At 44.7% G+C, this 15,732-nt stretch carries 16 protein-coding genes, 1 tRNA gene, 1 riboswitch and 1 other annotated feature; of the genes, 10 read left to right on the top strand and 7 right to left on the bottom strand.

The window, feature by feature from the left end:
* Positions 1-15 precede the first annotated feature (15 nt).
* Positions 16-834: a DUF368 domain-containing protein gene (locus AB1K89_RS07550; RefSeq protein ID WP_413054156.1), complete on the top strand. Its 819-nt coding sequence runs from the start codon at positions 16-18 to the stop codon at positions 832-834.
* Here the strand turns inward: AB1K89_RS07550 and AB1K89_RS07545 are convergent.
* From AB1K89_RS07545 to asd, 3 genes are all read right to left on the bottom strand, one after another.
* Positions 827-1,165 (bottom strand): DUF5658 family protein, encoded by a 339-nt coding sequence (locus AB1K89_RS07545; protein WP_413054155.1) that lies wholly within the window; start codon positions 1,163-1,165, stop codon positions 827-829. The genes AB1K89_RS07550 and AB1K89_RS07545 overlap by 8 nt on opposite strands.
* Before the next feature lie 166 nt (positions 1,166-1,331).
* Entirely contained in the window at positions 1,332-2,828 is a 1,497-nt protein-coding gene (locus AB1K89_RS07540) for a catalase (RefSeq protein WP_413054154.1), read from the bottom strand.
* 192 nt (positions 2,829-3,020) lie between these two features.
* Positions 3,021-3,806 (bottom strand): archaetidylserine decarboxylase, encoded by a 786-nt coding sequence (asd, locus tag AB1K89_RS07535; RefSeq protein WP_413054153.1) that lies wholly within the window; start codon positions 3,804-3,806, stop codon positions 3,021-3,023.
* Positions 3,807-3,873: 67 nt separating this feature from the next.
* Here asd and pssA point away from each other — a divergent pair, with 67 nt between their 5' ends.
* The 3 genes from pssA to recQ all read left to right on the top strand — a co-directional run bounded on the left by pssA (position 3,874) and on the right by recQ (position 6,922).
* Complete coding sequence (pssA, locus tag AB1K89_RS07530; protein WP_413054152.1) at positions 3,874-4,407, top strand: CDP-diacylglycerol--serine O-phosphatidyltransferase; 534 nt, start codon at positions 3,874-3,876, stop codon at positions 4,405-4,407.
* Positions 4,408-4,492: 85 nt separating this feature from the next.
* A tRNA-Ser gene (locus AB1K89_RS07525) sits at positions 4,493-4,580 on the top strand.
* A gap of 545 nt (positions 4,581-5,125) precedes the next feature.
* The gene (gene recQ, locus AB1K89_RS07520; RefSeq protein ID WP_413054151.1) at positions 5,126-6,922 is read left to right on the top strand and encodes a DNA helicase RecQ; all 1,797 of its coding nucleotides are present in this window, start codon (positions 5,126-5,128) and stop codon (positions 6,920-6,922) included.
* 58 nt (positions 6,923-6,980) lie between these two features.
* On the opposite strand, the gene AB1K89_RS07515 is transcribed toward recQ, so the two are convergent.
* From AB1K89_RS07515 to AB1K89_RS07505, 3 genes are all read right to left on the bottom strand, one after another.
* The gene (locus tag AB1K89_RS07515) at positions 6,981-7,622 is read right to left on the bottom strand and encodes a queuosine precursor transporter (RefSeq protein ID WP_252502674.1); all 642 of its coding nucleotides are present in this window, start codon (positions 7,620-7,622) and stop codon (positions 6,981-6,983) included.
* Between the two features lie 16 nt (positions 7,623-7,638).
* Positions 7,639-8,136, bottom strand: coding sequence for a preQ(1) synthase (gene queF, locus AB1K89_RS07510; RefSeq protein WP_413054150.1), 498 nt, complete (start codon positions 8,134-8,136; stop codon positions 7,639-7,641).
* Between the two features lie 97 nt (positions 8,137-8,233).
* Positions 8,234-8,277, bottom strand: a riboswitch (PreQ1 riboswitch).
* Between the two features lie 35 nt (positions 8,278-8,312).
* Positions 8,313-9,470, bottom strand: coding sequence for an MFS transporter (locus AB1K89_RS07505; RefSeq protein WP_413054149.1), 1,158 nt, complete (start codon positions 9,468-9,470; stop codon positions 8,313-8,315).
* Positions 9,471-9,626: 156 nt separating this feature from the next.
* Here AB1K89_RS07505 and AB1K89_RS07500 point away from each other — a divergent pair, with 156 nt between their 5' ends.
* The 3 genes from AB1K89_RS07500 (at position 9,627) to argF (ending at position 12,974) form a co-directional block, all read left to right on the top strand.
* Positions 9,627-10,610, top strand: coding sequence for a diaminopimelate dehydrogenase (locus AB1K89_RS07500; RefSeq protein WP_413054280.1), 984 nt, complete (start codon positions 9,627-9,629; stop codon positions 10,608-10,610).
* A gap of 76 nt (positions 10,611-10,686) precedes the next feature.
* Positions 10,687-11,775 (top strand): M42 family metallopeptidase, encoded by a 1,089-nt coding sequence (locus AB1K89_RS07495; protein ID WP_413054148.1) that lies wholly within the window; start codon positions 10,687-10,689, stop codon positions 11,773-11,775.
* A 233-nt stretch (positions 11,776-12,008) separates the two neighbouring features.
* Positions 12,009-12,974: an ornithine carbamoyltransferase gene (gene argF / locus AB1K89_RS07490; RefSeq protein ID WP_413054279.1), complete on the top strand. Its 966-nt coding sequence runs from the start codon at positions 12,009-12,011 to the stop codon at positions 12,972-12,974.
* A gap of 49 nt (positions 12,975-13,023) precedes the next feature.
* On the opposite strand, the gene sspI is transcribed toward argF, so the two are convergent.
* Entirely contained in the window at positions 13,024-13,236 is a 213-nt protein-coding gene (gene sspI, locus AB1K89_RS07485; RefSeq protein ID WP_413054147.1) for a small acid-soluble spore protein SspI, read from the bottom strand.
* Between the two features lie 91 nt (positions 13,237-13,327).
* Here sspI and AB1K89_RS07480 point away from each other — a divergent pair, with 91 nt between their 5' ends.
* From AB1K89_RS07480 to pheS, 3 genes are all read left to right on the top strand, one after another.
* Positions 13,328-14,092, top strand: coding sequence for a TrmH family RNA methyltransferase (locus tag AB1K89_RS07480; protein WP_413054146.1), 765 nt, complete (start codon positions 13,328-13,330; stop codon positions 14,090-14,092).
* Between the two features lie 55 nt (positions 14,093-14,147).
* Positions 14,148-14,376, top strand: a binding site (T-box leader).
* Positions 14,377-14,440: 64 nt separating this feature from the next.
* Positions 14,441-14,632, top strand: a complete 192-nt coding sequence (locus AB1K89_RS07475) for a hypothetical protein (protein WP_413054145.1) — start codon at positions 14,441-14,443, stop codon at positions 14,630-14,632.
* Between the two features lie 54 nt (positions 14,633-14,686).
* Positions 14,687-15,724 (top strand): phenylalanine--tRNA ligase subunit alpha, encoded by a 1,038-nt coding sequence (gene pheS, locus AB1K89_RS07470; protein WP_413054144.1) that lies wholly within the window; start codon positions 14,687-14,689, stop codon positions 15,722-15,724.
* Positions 15,725-15,732 lie beyond the last annotated feature (8 nt).

Here is a 15,732-nt window from a genome sequence, read left to right as displayed (position 1 = left end):
TGGAGGAACAGATGTATGGAATGGAAGAACATTTATCGTGGATTCCTAATGGGAATCAGCGACTTGATTCCTGGTGTGAGCGGAGGAACGATTGCGTTCATTCTAGGCATATATGATCGATTATTACTTGCAATCAGCGGCTTTTTCAGTCGTGAATGGAAAAAGCATATCGGCTTTTTATTGCCGCTTGGCATAGGGATTGGCTTGACGTTATTGCTCTTCAGCAGGGTCATTGACTTCTTATTGAAAGATTACCCCCAACCGACCCAATTTTTCTTTTTAGGATTGATTATCGGAGTCGTGCCTTTCATTTCAAGGCAGGCTGGTGTCAGAAAGAATTTTAAAATCGGGCATTTTCTTTTGTTGCTTGCAGTCGGTGCTGCGTTGGCTTCAACAGCCTTTATCAAACCGGCTGAAACGGGGATTATCACATCCTTGACGATGCAAAACACAATAGGATTGTTCTTAGCAGGATGGGCAGGCAGCATGGCTATGCTATTACCGGGCGTGAGCGGTTCATTCATTTTGCTTTTATTAGGTGTTTATGCGACGGCTATCAATGCACTTTCTACATTGAATCTACCGATCATTATCGTCATCGGGGCAGGGGTCATTGTCGGCTTCATCGTTAGCAGCAGGATAATCCACTATTTATTGAGTAAATTCACTCATGCCATGTTCGCCATCATAATCGGCTTGATCATTGGTTCCGTATTCGTCATCTACCCAGGAGTCCCAGAAAGCGGGACGCCATTTGTAATGAGCGTCATCGCGCTTATTACCGGATTGATTGTTGCAAATATCTTTAATGCCGCTAGCCCATCGACTAAATGAATACAGACACGATGATAATCCATGAAATATGGATGAAAATCACTAGTGTGTAAATAATAAGGGTAACAGCGAGTAAGTTCTTGACCAATTGTGATGGCTTCGTAAAATGCATGAGGAAGAACAGCAAAATTGGAAGACTCGCTTTCATTAAATAAAATGCAATGACGTTCACATCGTAAAGTGAACGTACGAAGGGGTTCGCTTCTTGGATATGACCATAGCGAATGCCGAAATCTGTGAAAATCGCATCGATCATGCATAAGCAAAATAGAAGGAAACATGTATTCAATAACCGGTCATTAGAACTAGGAAGCGCCTTGGCCGTCTCCATATGTATCACTCCTGACATAATTGGCATTTGTCGTTAGGATATGGAGGGGAAGGGTAATTTATTCAAAAGGGCGATAGAAAGATTTTTCGGTCATATATGAATATCAATTTCTGGCAAGAAAAATGCCAACGAAAGAAAAATTCTTTCGTTGGCGTTTTTTTGTTTCTTAGTTACTAGCAACTTCTTGTTTAACCAATACATCGTCTATGGAGATGCCTAGTGCAGCTGCGACGCCTTCGCCATAAGCAGAATCTGCTTGGTAGCAGTGGCGGATGTGCCGATATTTGATTTCATTCGGCGCATCGCCAAGATTGCGGGCAGTATTGCCGAATAACGCTTGTTTTTGTTCATCGTTCATTAAATTGAACAGCTTGCCCGGTTGTGTGAAATAATCGTCGTCATCCTCCCGAAAATCCCAGTGCGCTGCATCATCATAGATTTTAAGTGGCGGTTCTTTGAAATCAGGCTGTTCCTTCCATTCTCCGAAGCTGTTCGGTTCGTAAGAAGTCCTGCTGCCATAGTTGCCGTCGACCCGCATCGCACCATCCCGGTGGAAACTATGAAACGGGCATTTTGGTGCATTGACCGGAATTTGATGGTGATTGACCCCGAGACGGTAGCGCTGGGCATCACCGTAAGAAAACAGTCTCGCTTGCAACATTTTATCAGGGGAGAAACCGATGCCGGGCACAATCGCTGCTGGTGTGAAAGCCGCTTGTTCCACTTCTGCGAAGTAGTTTTCCGGATTGCGGTTTAATTCGAACTCTCCGACTTCAATGAGAGGGAAGTCGGCCTTATACCAAACCTTCGTCAAATCGAACGGGTTATAAGGCATATTAAGTGCCTGTTCCTCCGTCATTACTTGAATGTACATCTTCCATTTCGGGAAGTTGCCATTGTCGATGCTTTCCAATAGATCACGTTGATGTGTTTCCCGGTCAGAGCCGATCAATTCAGTTGCCTGCTCGTCCGTCAAATTCTCAATCCCTTGTTGAGAGCGGAAATGGAACTTGACCCAAACACGTTCATTATTCGCATTGATCATGCTATACGTATGGCTTCCGAAGCCATGCATATGACGATATGTCTTTGGAATTCCCCGTTCACTCATAACAATTGTAATTTGGTGCAGTGCTTCAGGCAGGGAGGTCCAAAAATCCCAATTGTTAGTCGCGCTTCTCATATTTGTGCGCGGGTCTCTTTTGACGGCATGATTCAAGTCAGGGAATTGAAGTGGATCTCTGAAGAAGAATACAGGAGTGTTATTACCGACAAGATCCCAGTTGCCTTCTTCCGTGTAAAATTTCAGCGCGAAACCGCGAATATCGCGTTCGGCGTCTGCTGCGCCACGTTCTCCGGCTACAGTCGAAAAGCGAGCGAACATTTCTGTTTTTTTGCCGACTTCGGAAAAAATTTTCGCTCTCGTATATTGTGTAATATCATTCGTCACTGTGAAAGTTCCATAAGCACCTGATCCTTTAGCATGCATGCGGCGTTCAGGAATCACTTCCCGGTCGAAATGCGCAAGTTTTTCAATTAACCATACGTCCTGTAAAAGGACTGGCCCTCTAGGACCTGCAGTCATTGAGTTTTGGTTGTCCACTACCGGTGCCCCAGCAGCTGTTGTCAGTTTCTTTTGAGAATGATTATCATTGATTGTCATTGATAATGCCTCCTTGAATTAATAGTCTACTATCTTCTAATTCAATATAGCATATAGATTTTGTGAAATCTACAGTTAATTATAATCATTATCGATAAATAATTGATATAGTATAATTTTAATTAAATTCAACTGAAAATATCAAAGGTTTTGAATTAATATTTAGTACATAGAATAGCAACGAAGGCTTAATTATTGGGGCAGCACCCATTCTCCAACGGATTGTCCCAACTTCACTTCGGAACCCACCGGAACCGTCGGACGGAATGAACCGTCATTCTCCATAAACAAAATGACAGTCGACCCAAACGAGAAGTAGCCGAACTCTTCACCTTTCTTGCAAACTGTGGAGGAGTCCATTATATGAATGCTGTTGACATTCAATGCACCTACTTTGATCATCGTCATCCGGCCATGGGCTGTCGAAAGTTCGGAAATGATCCGGTAGTTTGTGGCAAAAGGCTGTTTGCCCAAACGCAAGCCAAGATCGTTAACCGGAAAAGAAGTAGTCCCGAGCGCGTATCTGGAAAATAACTCGCCGTCATAGGGGTAGTGAAAATGGTGATAATGGCTTGGTGAGAGATAGAAAACATAAAAGAATCCACCTTTAAATGGAATTGCTCTCTTTTCTTCTCCCAATATCTGCTTTATACTATAAAGATGGTCCTTGATTATTAACGTCTGATTCATATCAATTGTCCCGAAATCTGTGACGACGCCATCGACCGGGGAAATCAGCGTATTGGCGCGCATGTCGATTGGCCGTGAACCCTTTTTCAGATTGCGCGTAAAATAAGATTGAAGGCTATCATAATGTTCAATCGGGAATTCGGCTTCCCCCTCGTTAATACGATATGTCCTTGAGAACGGTTTGATGAGCTTACGGCTTAGACGTGAGCTTGCAATCGTTTTTAATATGGCAGCAGATACGGGATGCCCGTTCAGTTCGACAAAACGGTTGAATAACATCTTTTTCATTATTTCAGTCTCCTTTGCTTTGAAATAGTTACCTAGTTGGAAAGAATATAAAACTGGAGGGATTGTCATGTTTTTATCCAGATACTTAGATTATACGAAAATAAAGGGCCAATTGGCGAATGCAATCACAATTACAAACTTAAGTTTCGGAATCATCGCAATTATTCTCATTGCAAGGGATCTTGGTCATATGAGTCTAGTCTTCATTTTCCTTGCCGCCCTATTCGACCGATTCGACGGTTTGGTCGCACGACACTTTCAATCCGAGTCGCTGTTTGGAAAGGAATTGGATTCGCTAAGCGACATTGTGTCATTCGGAGTAGCTCCGGCACTTCTAATTTATATGACCGATTTATCTTCCATGCTATGGGTCGGTATAGCCGCGACTATTTTTTATATCGCCGCAGGGGCAATCCGTCTTGCACGTTATAACGTCAAGGAGTTTGATGGATCATTTTACGGAGTACCGATCACTGCGGCCGGCGTATTGTTAACACTGTCTTATTTCTTGAGCCCTTACATCGGCCCTCCGTTTTTCGTCATCTTCATGGTCTTTCTTGGCTTGGCGATGATCAGCAATGTCCGAATCGCAAAGGTGTAAACGACCGAGGGGGAACAATGTAATTTTCTCAATGATGAACTTTACATCTCCGTTTTAGGCGAGTATAATTTAAATTGTCTAAAATGGAGACGTACCCAAGAGGCTGAAGGGGGCTGACTCGAAATCAGCTAGGGCGTTCACGCGCCGCGGGGGTTCAAATCCTCTCGTCTCCGTACTATCTATACAAACGTTGGTATGACAGACTTTTCAAAAGTAGTGGCATACATTTTGGCATAAATAGTTATGTGTTTTTTGAAGTCGTACTCCCTTGTGAGGTGAGTAGGGCTTATTTTTCTTTTTATCTATGTTATGACTTTCCGGATTGTAGCGGAAGGCGGCGACTCCAGTGGGAAAAGCGTCAGCTGAAGACCCCGCAACGAAGCGAAGCACAGTGAGGAGGCTGAGTCGACGCCCACGGAAAGCGTCCGCCTGAAGCGGAAATCCAGTTACGATATATGTAAATGTATTTCAATTGGTGACTTGTCCAAATGTCTGCTATTCTATAAGAAAGCATCATTTTAAAAGGATGAGTGGCATGTCAGGTCTGGACCGGCATTGCCAGCAAGACAGAATTGGTCATTGAATTTCGTAAAACGGAATATCTCATCCGACGGTTTTTACACTATTAGTTGTCAATGATATACATAGCCGCGATGAAGAACGGATGCTACTGGAGTAAGAAAGATGGGAAAAGCGCCGAAACGAGGTGCTTTTTTCTTTGATTGATTATAAAGAGGTGATTCCGATCGAAAAAATAACTTCCGTATTATCTTCCTATTTTGGCTTTCCTTCATTCCGTACAGGTCAGGAACAAGCCATACGAAATGTGCTTGACGGAAAAGATACGCTCTGCGTCATGCCGACTGGTGGCGGAAAATCCATTTGCTATCAAGTTCCTGCATTGGTTATGGAAGGAACGGTCTTAGTCGTATCTCCGTTGATTTCCTTGATGAAGGACCAAGTGGATGCTCTACATCAAATTGGCATACCGGCAGCATACATCAATAGCACTTTGTCGACAGAGGAATACTTCGGAACGGTTGAAAATGCAATGGAGGGAATGTACCGCCTGCTCTACGTAGCCCCGGAACGCTTCGAATCCCCTTCCTTCATTCAGCAAATAAGCAAAATGGATATCCCGATGATCGCGATTGATGAGGCGCACTGTATTTCTCAATGGGGACATGATTTTAGACCGAGTTACCGGATGTTGAATAAAGTCATATCTTCATTTGATAGGAAACCGGTCGTATTGGCATTGACAGCAACCGCAACACCTGCCGTCCGGGATGATATATGCGACCAATTGCATATTGAAAGCGACCATACAGTAATGACGGGCTTTGAGAGGAGCAATCTCACCTTTTCAGTCATTAAAGGACAGGATAGGGACAAGTTCGTCAAAGATTATGTTAAAAAAAATGAAGGGGAAGCGGGAATTATTTACGCCGCCACACGAAAAGCGGTCGACCAGATTCATGCAACGCTTGAACGAAGTGGAGTTGCTGCCGCGAAATACCATGCGGGACTTTCGGATGTTGTTCGGCAAGGGGAGCAGGACCGGTTCCTCATGGATGAGGCAACTGTCATGGTGGCGACGAATGCATTCGGGATGGGCATCGATAAAAGTAATATTAGATACGTCATTCATTACCAAATGCCGAAAAATATGGAAAGCTATTATCAGGAAGCAGGCCGTGCGGGTAGGGATGGGTTAGACAGTGAATGTACCCTGTTATTTTCCTCACAGGACGTCATTACACAACGATTCCTCATTGACCAATCGCAAGATCAGCATCGGATTCCAGCAGAGCTTGAGAAGCTGCAGTCGATGATCGACTACTGCCATACAGAGTCATGCCTACAGAAATTCATCATTTCTTATTTCGGAGAGAAGGATGTACAAGAATGCGGCCGTTGCGCAAACTGTACAGATACTCGTGAAAGTTTTGAAGTTACGGTTGATGTGCAGAAGGTTCTGTCCTGTGTCATCCGCATGGGTCAGCGCTTTGGTAAGACAATGATTGCCCAAGTCCTCACAGGCTCTAGAAATAAAAAAGTATTGGAGTTCGGGTTCGAGAAATTGACGACGTACGGTCTGATGAAAGAACGGAATACGAAAGACGTTTCCGATTTCATCGAGTTTATCATTTCCGAAAACTACCTTGGGGTGGAAAACGGTCAGTTTCCGATCATATATGTCACTGAACAAGGCAAGGACGTATTGACGGGAAAAATAAAAGTGTACAGGAAAGGGACCGTCGAAACGAAGCAGATTGCAAAAGACGATCCTTTATTCAACCAGCTGAGGGCTCTTCGAATGAAGCTTGCCCAAGAGGCGGGCGTTCCGCCATTCGTCGTCTTCTCGGATAAGACGTTGCGTGACATGGCAGCTAAAATGCCTATTACAGAAGAGGCGTTTTTGGAAGTGAACGGTGTTGGGGCAGCGAAGTTGGAAAGGTACGGAGAAGCATTTATGGAAGAAATCAAATCATTTTCCGCCCAAACTAGTTGAGCTCAATAGGAAAAGCCGGTTCGATGTTCGCTTCGATCATGAACCGGCTTTTTTGATATCAGTTTTGCAATGAAATCGCTTGGCTCGTAATTTCAGGTTCCTTCTTCCTGCATATAGCGACTAGCAAATATACGACTGGCGTATCCAAAACGGCGATAATGAATTTAAAAACGTATTGGCTTGCAATCATGGCCAATAAAGCGCCGACAGGCATCGTGCCTGCAAAAGCAATTGTAATGAAAATCGTCGTATCGACGAGTTGACTAGCCATCGTAGACACGTTATTCCGGACCCACAACTTTTGATTGCCGTGTTTTCTTTTCAGCTTATCGAAAATGGTGACATCCAAGTTCTGGCTAATGAGATACGCTGCCAAGCTTGCAATCGTCACACGGAAGCCGGCTGTGAAAATCGTTTCAAATGCTTCCTGATGCTCATAAAAAGGGGCTGCAGGCAAATGGATGGCGATCCAAATGAAGCCGATCGAGAAAAGCTGCGCGATGAACCCAGTCTGGACCGTCTTCCTCGCAGCTTCCTTTCCATAGGCTTCGGTCAAAACGTCCAAAATTGGATACGTGCATACATAGATGATGGCGGCTGCCGGAATGACAATCCAGTCACCGATACTCATCAGCTTGACTGCTATGATATTCGATAAAATTAACAACCCGACAAAAATGCCGCTTAAATAATAGCGCATCTCAGTTGTTTCCTCCTCAACGGTTATCGATCTTTTCGGGATACATGTCGTGGTTCAACAAACGATGTTCCGCCATTTTCTCGTATTTTGTTCCAGGCTTCCCGTAATTGCAATAAGGGTCGATGGAAAGTCCGCCGCGCGGAGTGAATTTGCCCCATACTTCGATATAGCGGGGATCGATCAGCTTTATCAAATCATTCATGATGATGTTGACGCAGTCCTCATGAAAATCACCGTGATTTCGGAAGCTGAACAAATATAATTTCAATGATTTGCTTTCCACTAATTTCTTATCCGGGATGAAACTGATATACATCGTTGCGAAATCCGGCTGTCCTGTCATCGGACAAAGGGATGTGAATTCGGGACAGTTGAATTTGACGAAGAAATCCCGTTCTGTGTGCAAATTATCGACTGCTTCCAAAATGGTTGGGTCGTATTCATAATTGTATTTTGTATTTTGATTTCCAAGCAATGTTAAATCCGTTAACGTATTTTCATCTCTTCCAGCCAATTAAAAAAACCTCCCATAATAATTGTTGTAAGGGAGGGGCCATAGAGAACAGGAAAAAGAAAAGCCATGTCTCATAAATGGACATGGCGTAAATCCGTCATCCATAGTTTTTTATAGAGGGTCGCTATGAACCTCTCCCGAACAGGGTTATTCATTTCGTTTAAGACTTTAAACTATCATGGTTCTTCTGTCAATAGTAGACTTCTTCTCATTCCCATGATCGTATAAGCAGCGACGCTCAATAGAACGATACCTGTCAGCATGAACCCGCCTTTAAATGTCAGGTCCAAATAGCCGATAAGACTGGAGCCTGCGACGACCCCGATGGAAAAGAAGGCATAGAAATAGCCGTAAGCCTTCCCGCGGAACTCCGGGGAGGATGAGTCGATGAGCAAGGAGTTGATGGAAGGGAATAGAAATGCAAAACCTATTCCGTACAATGCCATTGCCAAATACAAGAGCTGCATCTCTGTAACTTGACTTAAAAACAACATACTCATCCCCATCATCGAAATACCGAAAGCCAACGTAATCATCGGCCGCACTTTATCGAAAATCCGGTTGATGGGCAATAGGAAAATTAAGATAGCGACGATGCCGAACGTGCTGAGAAGCAACCCTGTCGATTTCGTGTCAAATCCAAGAGCCTCGACCTTTAACGGAAGGACTAATGCGAGTACGCCTTGGGAAAACATAAGGAAAAAGGCGCCTGCAAATGCACGGATCATGCCAGGGTGCTTGAACAAATAGCGAATCCTGAAATGCTTCGCTCCTTCTATCTTTTCCCTTTTCACGAATGAAACTGAGCGCAATATGAAGAAGGCAGCAATTGCCAGGATGAACATGATGATGCCGTTCGTAGTCATAATGAAAGGGGCTCCCGTCTTTGAAGCGACAATTCCGCTGTAGGCAGGTCCGATGATTGCTGCCATCCCAACAAAGGCACCTGAAATGGCTACACTACGGCCCCTCTTTGATTCCTCGGCGCGGTTGGCGAGGAATGTAAATGCAGCAGGGACGATTAGCCCTTCCATGAAACCATGGACGAAGCGGATTCCAAGTAGGGAAACAGGACCCGAAGCGAACGCATAGAAAAGGAGGGAAATACCTGAAGCAAACAGGCCGACAAGTAAAATGACGAATGGGCCTCTACGGTCCGTCATGAATCCGGAAATAACGTTCCCAATTGTGTTAGAAAATGAATACATACCGACAGCCAATCCTGTCATGAAGGAAGATGCACCTAAAGATAGGGCAAAAGGACTCATGATAGGCAGTTGTGAAAATAAATCAAAGAAGGAAAAAAAGACGATTATATAAACGAAAGCACGCATGTGGAATCCTCATTTCAATTAAGTTGAATCATATTCTACTTTACCATGTATGTAGGAATAGGCAAAAGGACAGCTTGTGAACAAAAAGAAAAATTAGCAAAATGATTAGCGGAACGATAAAATGAGAGAATACTTTTACAGAGAGGGTTGGTCATGATGGTTTCGAAAATCAGAATTGGAATAGTTGGATACGGAAATTTGGGCAAAGGGGTGGAGTCCGCGATCGCTCAAAATGATGATATGGTGCTTGCAGGAGTCTTTACCCGAAGAGAGCCGAACGATTTGAAAGTAAAAAGTGAAGTGCCGGTATTGCGCTTGAATGAAATTGAAAACTATGTGGATGATATTGATGTAATGATATTATGCGGAGGTTCGAAAGATGACCTTCCTGAACAAGGACCCGCAGTTTCGAAACTGTTCAATATAGTCGATAGCTTTGATACGCATGCTAAGATTCCTGAGTATTTTGAAGCCGTTGACGAATCGGCTAGACCGAACGGAAAAACGGCGATCATATCCGTCGGTTGGGACCCGGGCCTATTTTCCATCAATCGACTATATGGGGAATCAATTCTGCCCGAGGGCGCGACGTATACGTTCTGGGGAAAAGGATTAAGCCAAGGGCATTCAGATGCAGTGAGGAGAATAGAGGGTGTAAAAGGAGCGGTTCAATATACGATTCCTGTAGAATCCGCTGTCGAAAAGGTGCGCAACGGATCACAGCCGGAGCTGACAACACGTGATAAGCATACGCGTGAATGTTTTGTTGTACTTGAAGAAGGCGCAGTCGAAGCCGAAGTGGAACGTTCCATCGTTACAATGCCCGATTATTTTGCAGATTATGATACGACAGTCCATTTCATTACTGAACAGCAATTGAAGGAAGAACATAGCGCGATGCCGCACGGCGGTTTTGTCATCCGTAGTGGTAAAACCGGAGATGCGAACAATCAAGTGGTGGAATTCTCATTGACTTTGGACAGCAATCCCGAATTCACATCGAGCGTCCTGGTCGCCTATGCGCGGGCGGCATATAGGTTAAATGAAAAAGGGGACACAGGAGCAAAAACCGTGTTTGACATCGCTCCGGGAATGCTCTCTCCGAAGAGTGCAGCTCAGCTTCGAAAAGAAATGCTCTAATTGTGAAAGCACTTCCAATGTTGCCATTTTTCATCTATACTGAATTTGTAGTTTTTTATTTAGGAGGGCGAAATAAATGTCGAAACCGGATGATACGTTAATCATGTTAAAAGAGTTGACGGACGCGAAGGGAATTCCCGGCAATGAACGTGAACCTCGCGAAGTCATGAAGAAATATATCGAGCCATTTGCTGATGAAATTGAATACGATGGACTCGGATCTTTGATTGCCAAGAAAAGCGGCGATGCAAATGGACCGAAAGTGATGGTGGCGGGCCATTTGGATGAAGTCGGCTTTATGGTGACAAAAATTGACGACAAAGGTTTCATATCCTTCCAACCGGTTGGCGGATGGTGGTCCCAAGTCATGCTTGCTCAACGTGTGACAATTGTTACGCGCAAAGGGGAAACTGTGACGGGCATCATCGGTTCGAAGCCTCCGCATATCCTCTCCGCAGAAGCGCGGAAAAAGCCAGTGGACATTAAAGACATGTTCATTGATATCGGTGCAACTTCGAAGGAGGAAGCGATGGAGTGGGGCGTTCTGCCTGGCGATATGATTGTTCCGTATTTCGAATTCACGGTCATGAACAATGACAAATACTTGCTTGCGAAAGCATGGGATAACCGTATCGGATGCGCAATCGCAATCGACGTCATGAAAGCATTGAAAGATGAAAAACATCCAAACATTGTATTCGGTGTAGGGGCTGTCCAAGAGGAAATCGGTTTACGCGGAGCAAAAACGGCTGCCGCGAAAGTGAAACCGGACATCGGGTTTGCTGTAGACGTAGGTGTCGCAGGTGATACGCCAGGTGTAACATCGAAGGAATCGACAAGCAAAATGGGCGATGGGCCTCAGATCCTGCTCTATGATGCATCGATGGTATCTCATAAAGGATTGCGCGACCTTGTCGTCGATACGGCGGAAGAATATGGCATTCCATATCAATTCGAAGCGATTCCGGGCGGTGGGACAGACGCAGGTTCAATTCACGTAAGTGGGAACGGCGTACCGTCACTTGCCATATGCATCGCAACTCGCTATATCCATTCACATGCCGCGATGTTGCATCGGGATGATTACGAAAACGCAGTGAAATTGATCGTAGAAGTGATTAAGAAGCTTGATCGCGACACAGTCGATAAAATCATATTTGAATAAGCAAAGGAAAGATCGTGCCTAAAGGTGCGATCTTTTTTTATGCATTTTAGTATGTATAAATGCATATTGAGCCATTCTACAATGAAACGTTTAAAAGCTTGGTTAAATAAGACTTTTGACTATTAAAAATGTTTCTTGTGAATTTATAATAATTCATTTGACTTTATAAATATGCACGCATATAATAATTTATACAAAAACCATTCGGGATGGAGATGATCATTTTGGTGAAAATGCATTTATCATCAATTAAAACGACCAAAAAAATTGAAGGTCAGCTAAAAGGCCGTAATCTTTTGACGTTATTAGACTATACGAGTGAAGAGATCGATTATTTATTGCAAACCGCTTTAATAATGAAGAAAGATACAAAAGCAGGGAAACTTCCCCCCATACTGCAAGGGAAAACACTCGGCATGATTTTCGAGAAGCATTCTACGCGTACAAGAATATCCTTTGAAGTCGGGATGATTCAGCTTGGTGGCCATGCGATGTTCATGAACGCAAAAGATCTTCAGATCGGACGCGGAGAATCCGTGTATGATACAGGCAATGTATTGTCCGGATACTTGGACGCGGTCATGATTCGTGCAAATTCACATGAAATGGTGAAAGAATTGGCGTTGCATTCCTCCATTCCTGTCATCAATGGGCTGACGGACATTTTCCATCCGTGTCAGGCGCTTGCGGATTTACTGACGATGATCGAAGTGAAAGGGTCGGTTGCCGGCAAGAAGCTCGCATACGTCGGCGACGGAAATAATGTTGCCCATTCACTGGTCATCGGGGCGGCACATATGGGAATGCACGTGGCGGTTGCAACACCTGAGGGGTTCGAATTCAATCAAGATCTTTTTGTGAAAGCCAAAAAGATTGCGGAGATGACAGGCGGATCTGTCATGCAAACGTATAATCCAGTAGAAGCAGTGGAAAGTGCGGATGTTGTCTATACGGACGTCTGGACGAGTATGGGGCAGGAGGAAGAAGCTGCAGCACGTCTGGAAGCTTTCAAAGGGTTCCAAATAAATGATCAGCTCGTTTCCCATGCGAAGAAAAACTATATGTTCCTACATTGCTTACCGGCTCACCGGGAGGAAGAGGTGGCCACTTCCGTCATTGACGGACCGAATTCCTATGTCTTCCAGCAGGCGGAAAATCGATTGCATGCGCAGAAAGCTGTATTGGCTGCATTGCTATAAACGCCAACGTAAAAAGCCACTCCTAATGGGTGGCTTTTTACGTTGCCTATTATCTTGCCGAGAATGCTTGGGCAAGTTCTCCAGAGATTTTCGTTTTTTCTTGTTCATCGGCATTAACCCACAGCTTTTCAAAAAATACACCTAGACCTGGCAATAAATGTTCTTCGCCTCGCTGTAATGCATCCTCGACGACGCTGCGAATATCAGTCGCAGAGTTATTCGTCATATTAGCGGTGATGGCGTCACGAATTTGAAAATTCATCATATCATCCTCCTGACATCATTTTGTACACAATGATCGCCAACTATACGGACATTTGTTACACTAAAAGAAAAAGGATGTCGCACATAAAATGAAAAGAATCGAATCGACACAAAATGCGCTCGTAAAACATTGGAAAAAGCTCGTAACCTCAAAGAAAGACCGCGATAAATCGGAAGAATTCATCGTTGAAGGCTTTCATCTCGTCGAAGAGGCAATGAAGAGGGAAGGGACGATCCTCCATTTGATCATCAGGGAGGATCTGGAACTGCCGACTGAATGGCAAACCGAAAATCTTCAGCTGATCCAAGTGACAAAAGCGGTTGCAAAAGAGCTGGTCGAGACAGAGCAGTCACAAGGGATATTTGCACATTGCCGTCAGCCGGAACATACGGATGAGGAAGCATCCAGTTGGAAAAAGCTCTTATTCATCGATGCCGTACAAGATCCAGGAAATATCGGGACGATGATACGGACAGCCGATGCTGCCGGAATGGATGCTGTCATCCTCGGGAAAGGTTCTGCAGATCCATACAATCCTAAGACAGTCCGTTCCGCCCAAGGTTCACATTTCCATATCCCTGTTGTGAAAGGTGATCTCGGTGATTGGATCGATCGTGCGAAGTCGGCCGGCATCAAAGTCATCGGGACAGGCTTGCAAAATGCGGTCGATCATTACAATGTAGGTCCGTTGAGTGAGTTTGCCCTAATCGTCGGAAATGAAGGAAGCGGAGTCGCCGCCGAATATATATCAAAAGCCGATGATATCGTGAAAATTCCGTTGTATGGAAAAGCGGAATCATTGAATGTCGCCATTGCCGCAGGAATCCTCCTTTATACGTACGGTAAACAATGATATCCATGTTGATGTAAATAACGAAATCGGGTATAGTAAAGTTGTATATAACTTTCGAATAGCTATGACCGGGAAAAGTAGACAGTATGAAACTGACAGGAAATCGGCGCCTTGACTGAGAGCGCGGATAGGCGAAAGACTGTTGAAGTTCACCCCGTGAGCTGCCGCTTGGACCAGTGCTAACTGTAAAGGCGTGCCGGTAGAGGGCCGTTATCCCAAATGAAGTGATTATGCGTTCTGCATAATAATCAGGGTGGTACCGCGAACTCGTCCTCGTCCCTTTTTGGGGGCGAGGTTTTTTTATTTTGGCTCTGTTTTATTACATTGTAGATTTCAGGAAGCTTCTTCTTGATTGTAGCGAAAGGCGGCGACTCCTGCGAAAGCCGTTACGAAGAACGGCTTTTGCGAGGAAAAGCGCAGCGTTGCGAGCAGGATATGGCGGATGCCTTAATTTCTGCAAAGTCCGCAGAAATACGGCAAATCGAACCCTTCGCAGTTCGATTGGCTGAGGCGACGCCCGCGGAAAGCGTCCGCCTGTAGCGGAAATCTATAGTCTAAGTAAACAAAGCCGTTTATTTTGAAAGGAGAATGACAATGGAGCAACAATTGCAGCAACTGAAAGAAGAAGCGTTGACGAAAATCCAGGAAGCGACGACCGTCAAGGAATTGAACGACGTCCGTATCGCTTATCTCGGCAAGAAAGGTCCCATTACTGATTTATTAAAAGGGATGGGAAAACTGCCTGCTGAAGAACGTCCTAAAATGGGAGCTTTAGTCAATGTCATCCGTGAAGAGGTTACGGAAACATTGGAAGCGAAAATGACAAAGCTTGAAGAAGAAGCGATTAATGCTCAATTGGAAAAGGAAGCGATCGATGTTACATTGCCTGGCCGTCCGGTTCCAACTGGCAACCATCATCCGCTTACACGTGTTGTTGAAGAGATCGAAGACTTCTTCATCAGTATGGGCTATGAAATCGCAGAAGGTCCTGAAGTCGAAAAAGATTACTATAACTTTGAAGCGCTAAACTTGCCAAAAGGGCATCCGGCGCGTGATATGCAGGATTCTTTCTATATTTCAGAAGATGTTCTTCTTCGTACACATACATCTCCTGTCCAAGCGAGAACGATGGAAGCTAAAGGCGGAGGCGCTATTAAAATCATCTGCCCGGGGAAAGTGTATCGCCGGGATAGCGACGATGCGACTCACTCCCATCAATTTACGCAAATCGAAGGGCTCGTTGTCGGAGAAGATATCCGCATGAGCGATTTGAAAGGGACGCTTGACCTGTTTGCGAAGAAAATGTTTGGCGCTGACCGTGAAATCCGTTTGCGTCCTAGCTTCTTCCCATTCACCGAGCCGTCAGTAGAAATGGATATTTCCTGCTTCAAATGTGGCGGGGACGGCTGTAATGTATGTAAGAAGACAGGGTGGATTGAAATCTTAGGCGCAGGGATGGTGCATCCGAACGTATTGAAGATGGCTGGCTATGACCCTGCAGTCGTAACAGGATTCGCATTCGGCATGGGGCCCGAGCGGATTGCGATGCTGAAATATGGTGTGGAAGATATCCGTCATTTCTATACGAATGATGTTCGCTTCATATCACAATTCCATCGGACGGAAGCTTAAGGAGGAGA

It is taken from the genome of Sporosarcina pasadenensis (assembly GCF_047228845.1).
In the GTDB taxonomy this organism is placed as follows: Bacteria; Bacillota; Bacilli; order Bacillales_A; family Planococcaceae; genus Sporosarcina.
The sequence above is the reverse complement of the archived record's forward strand: the minus strand, read 5'-3'. Positions and strand labels throughout refer to the sequence as shown.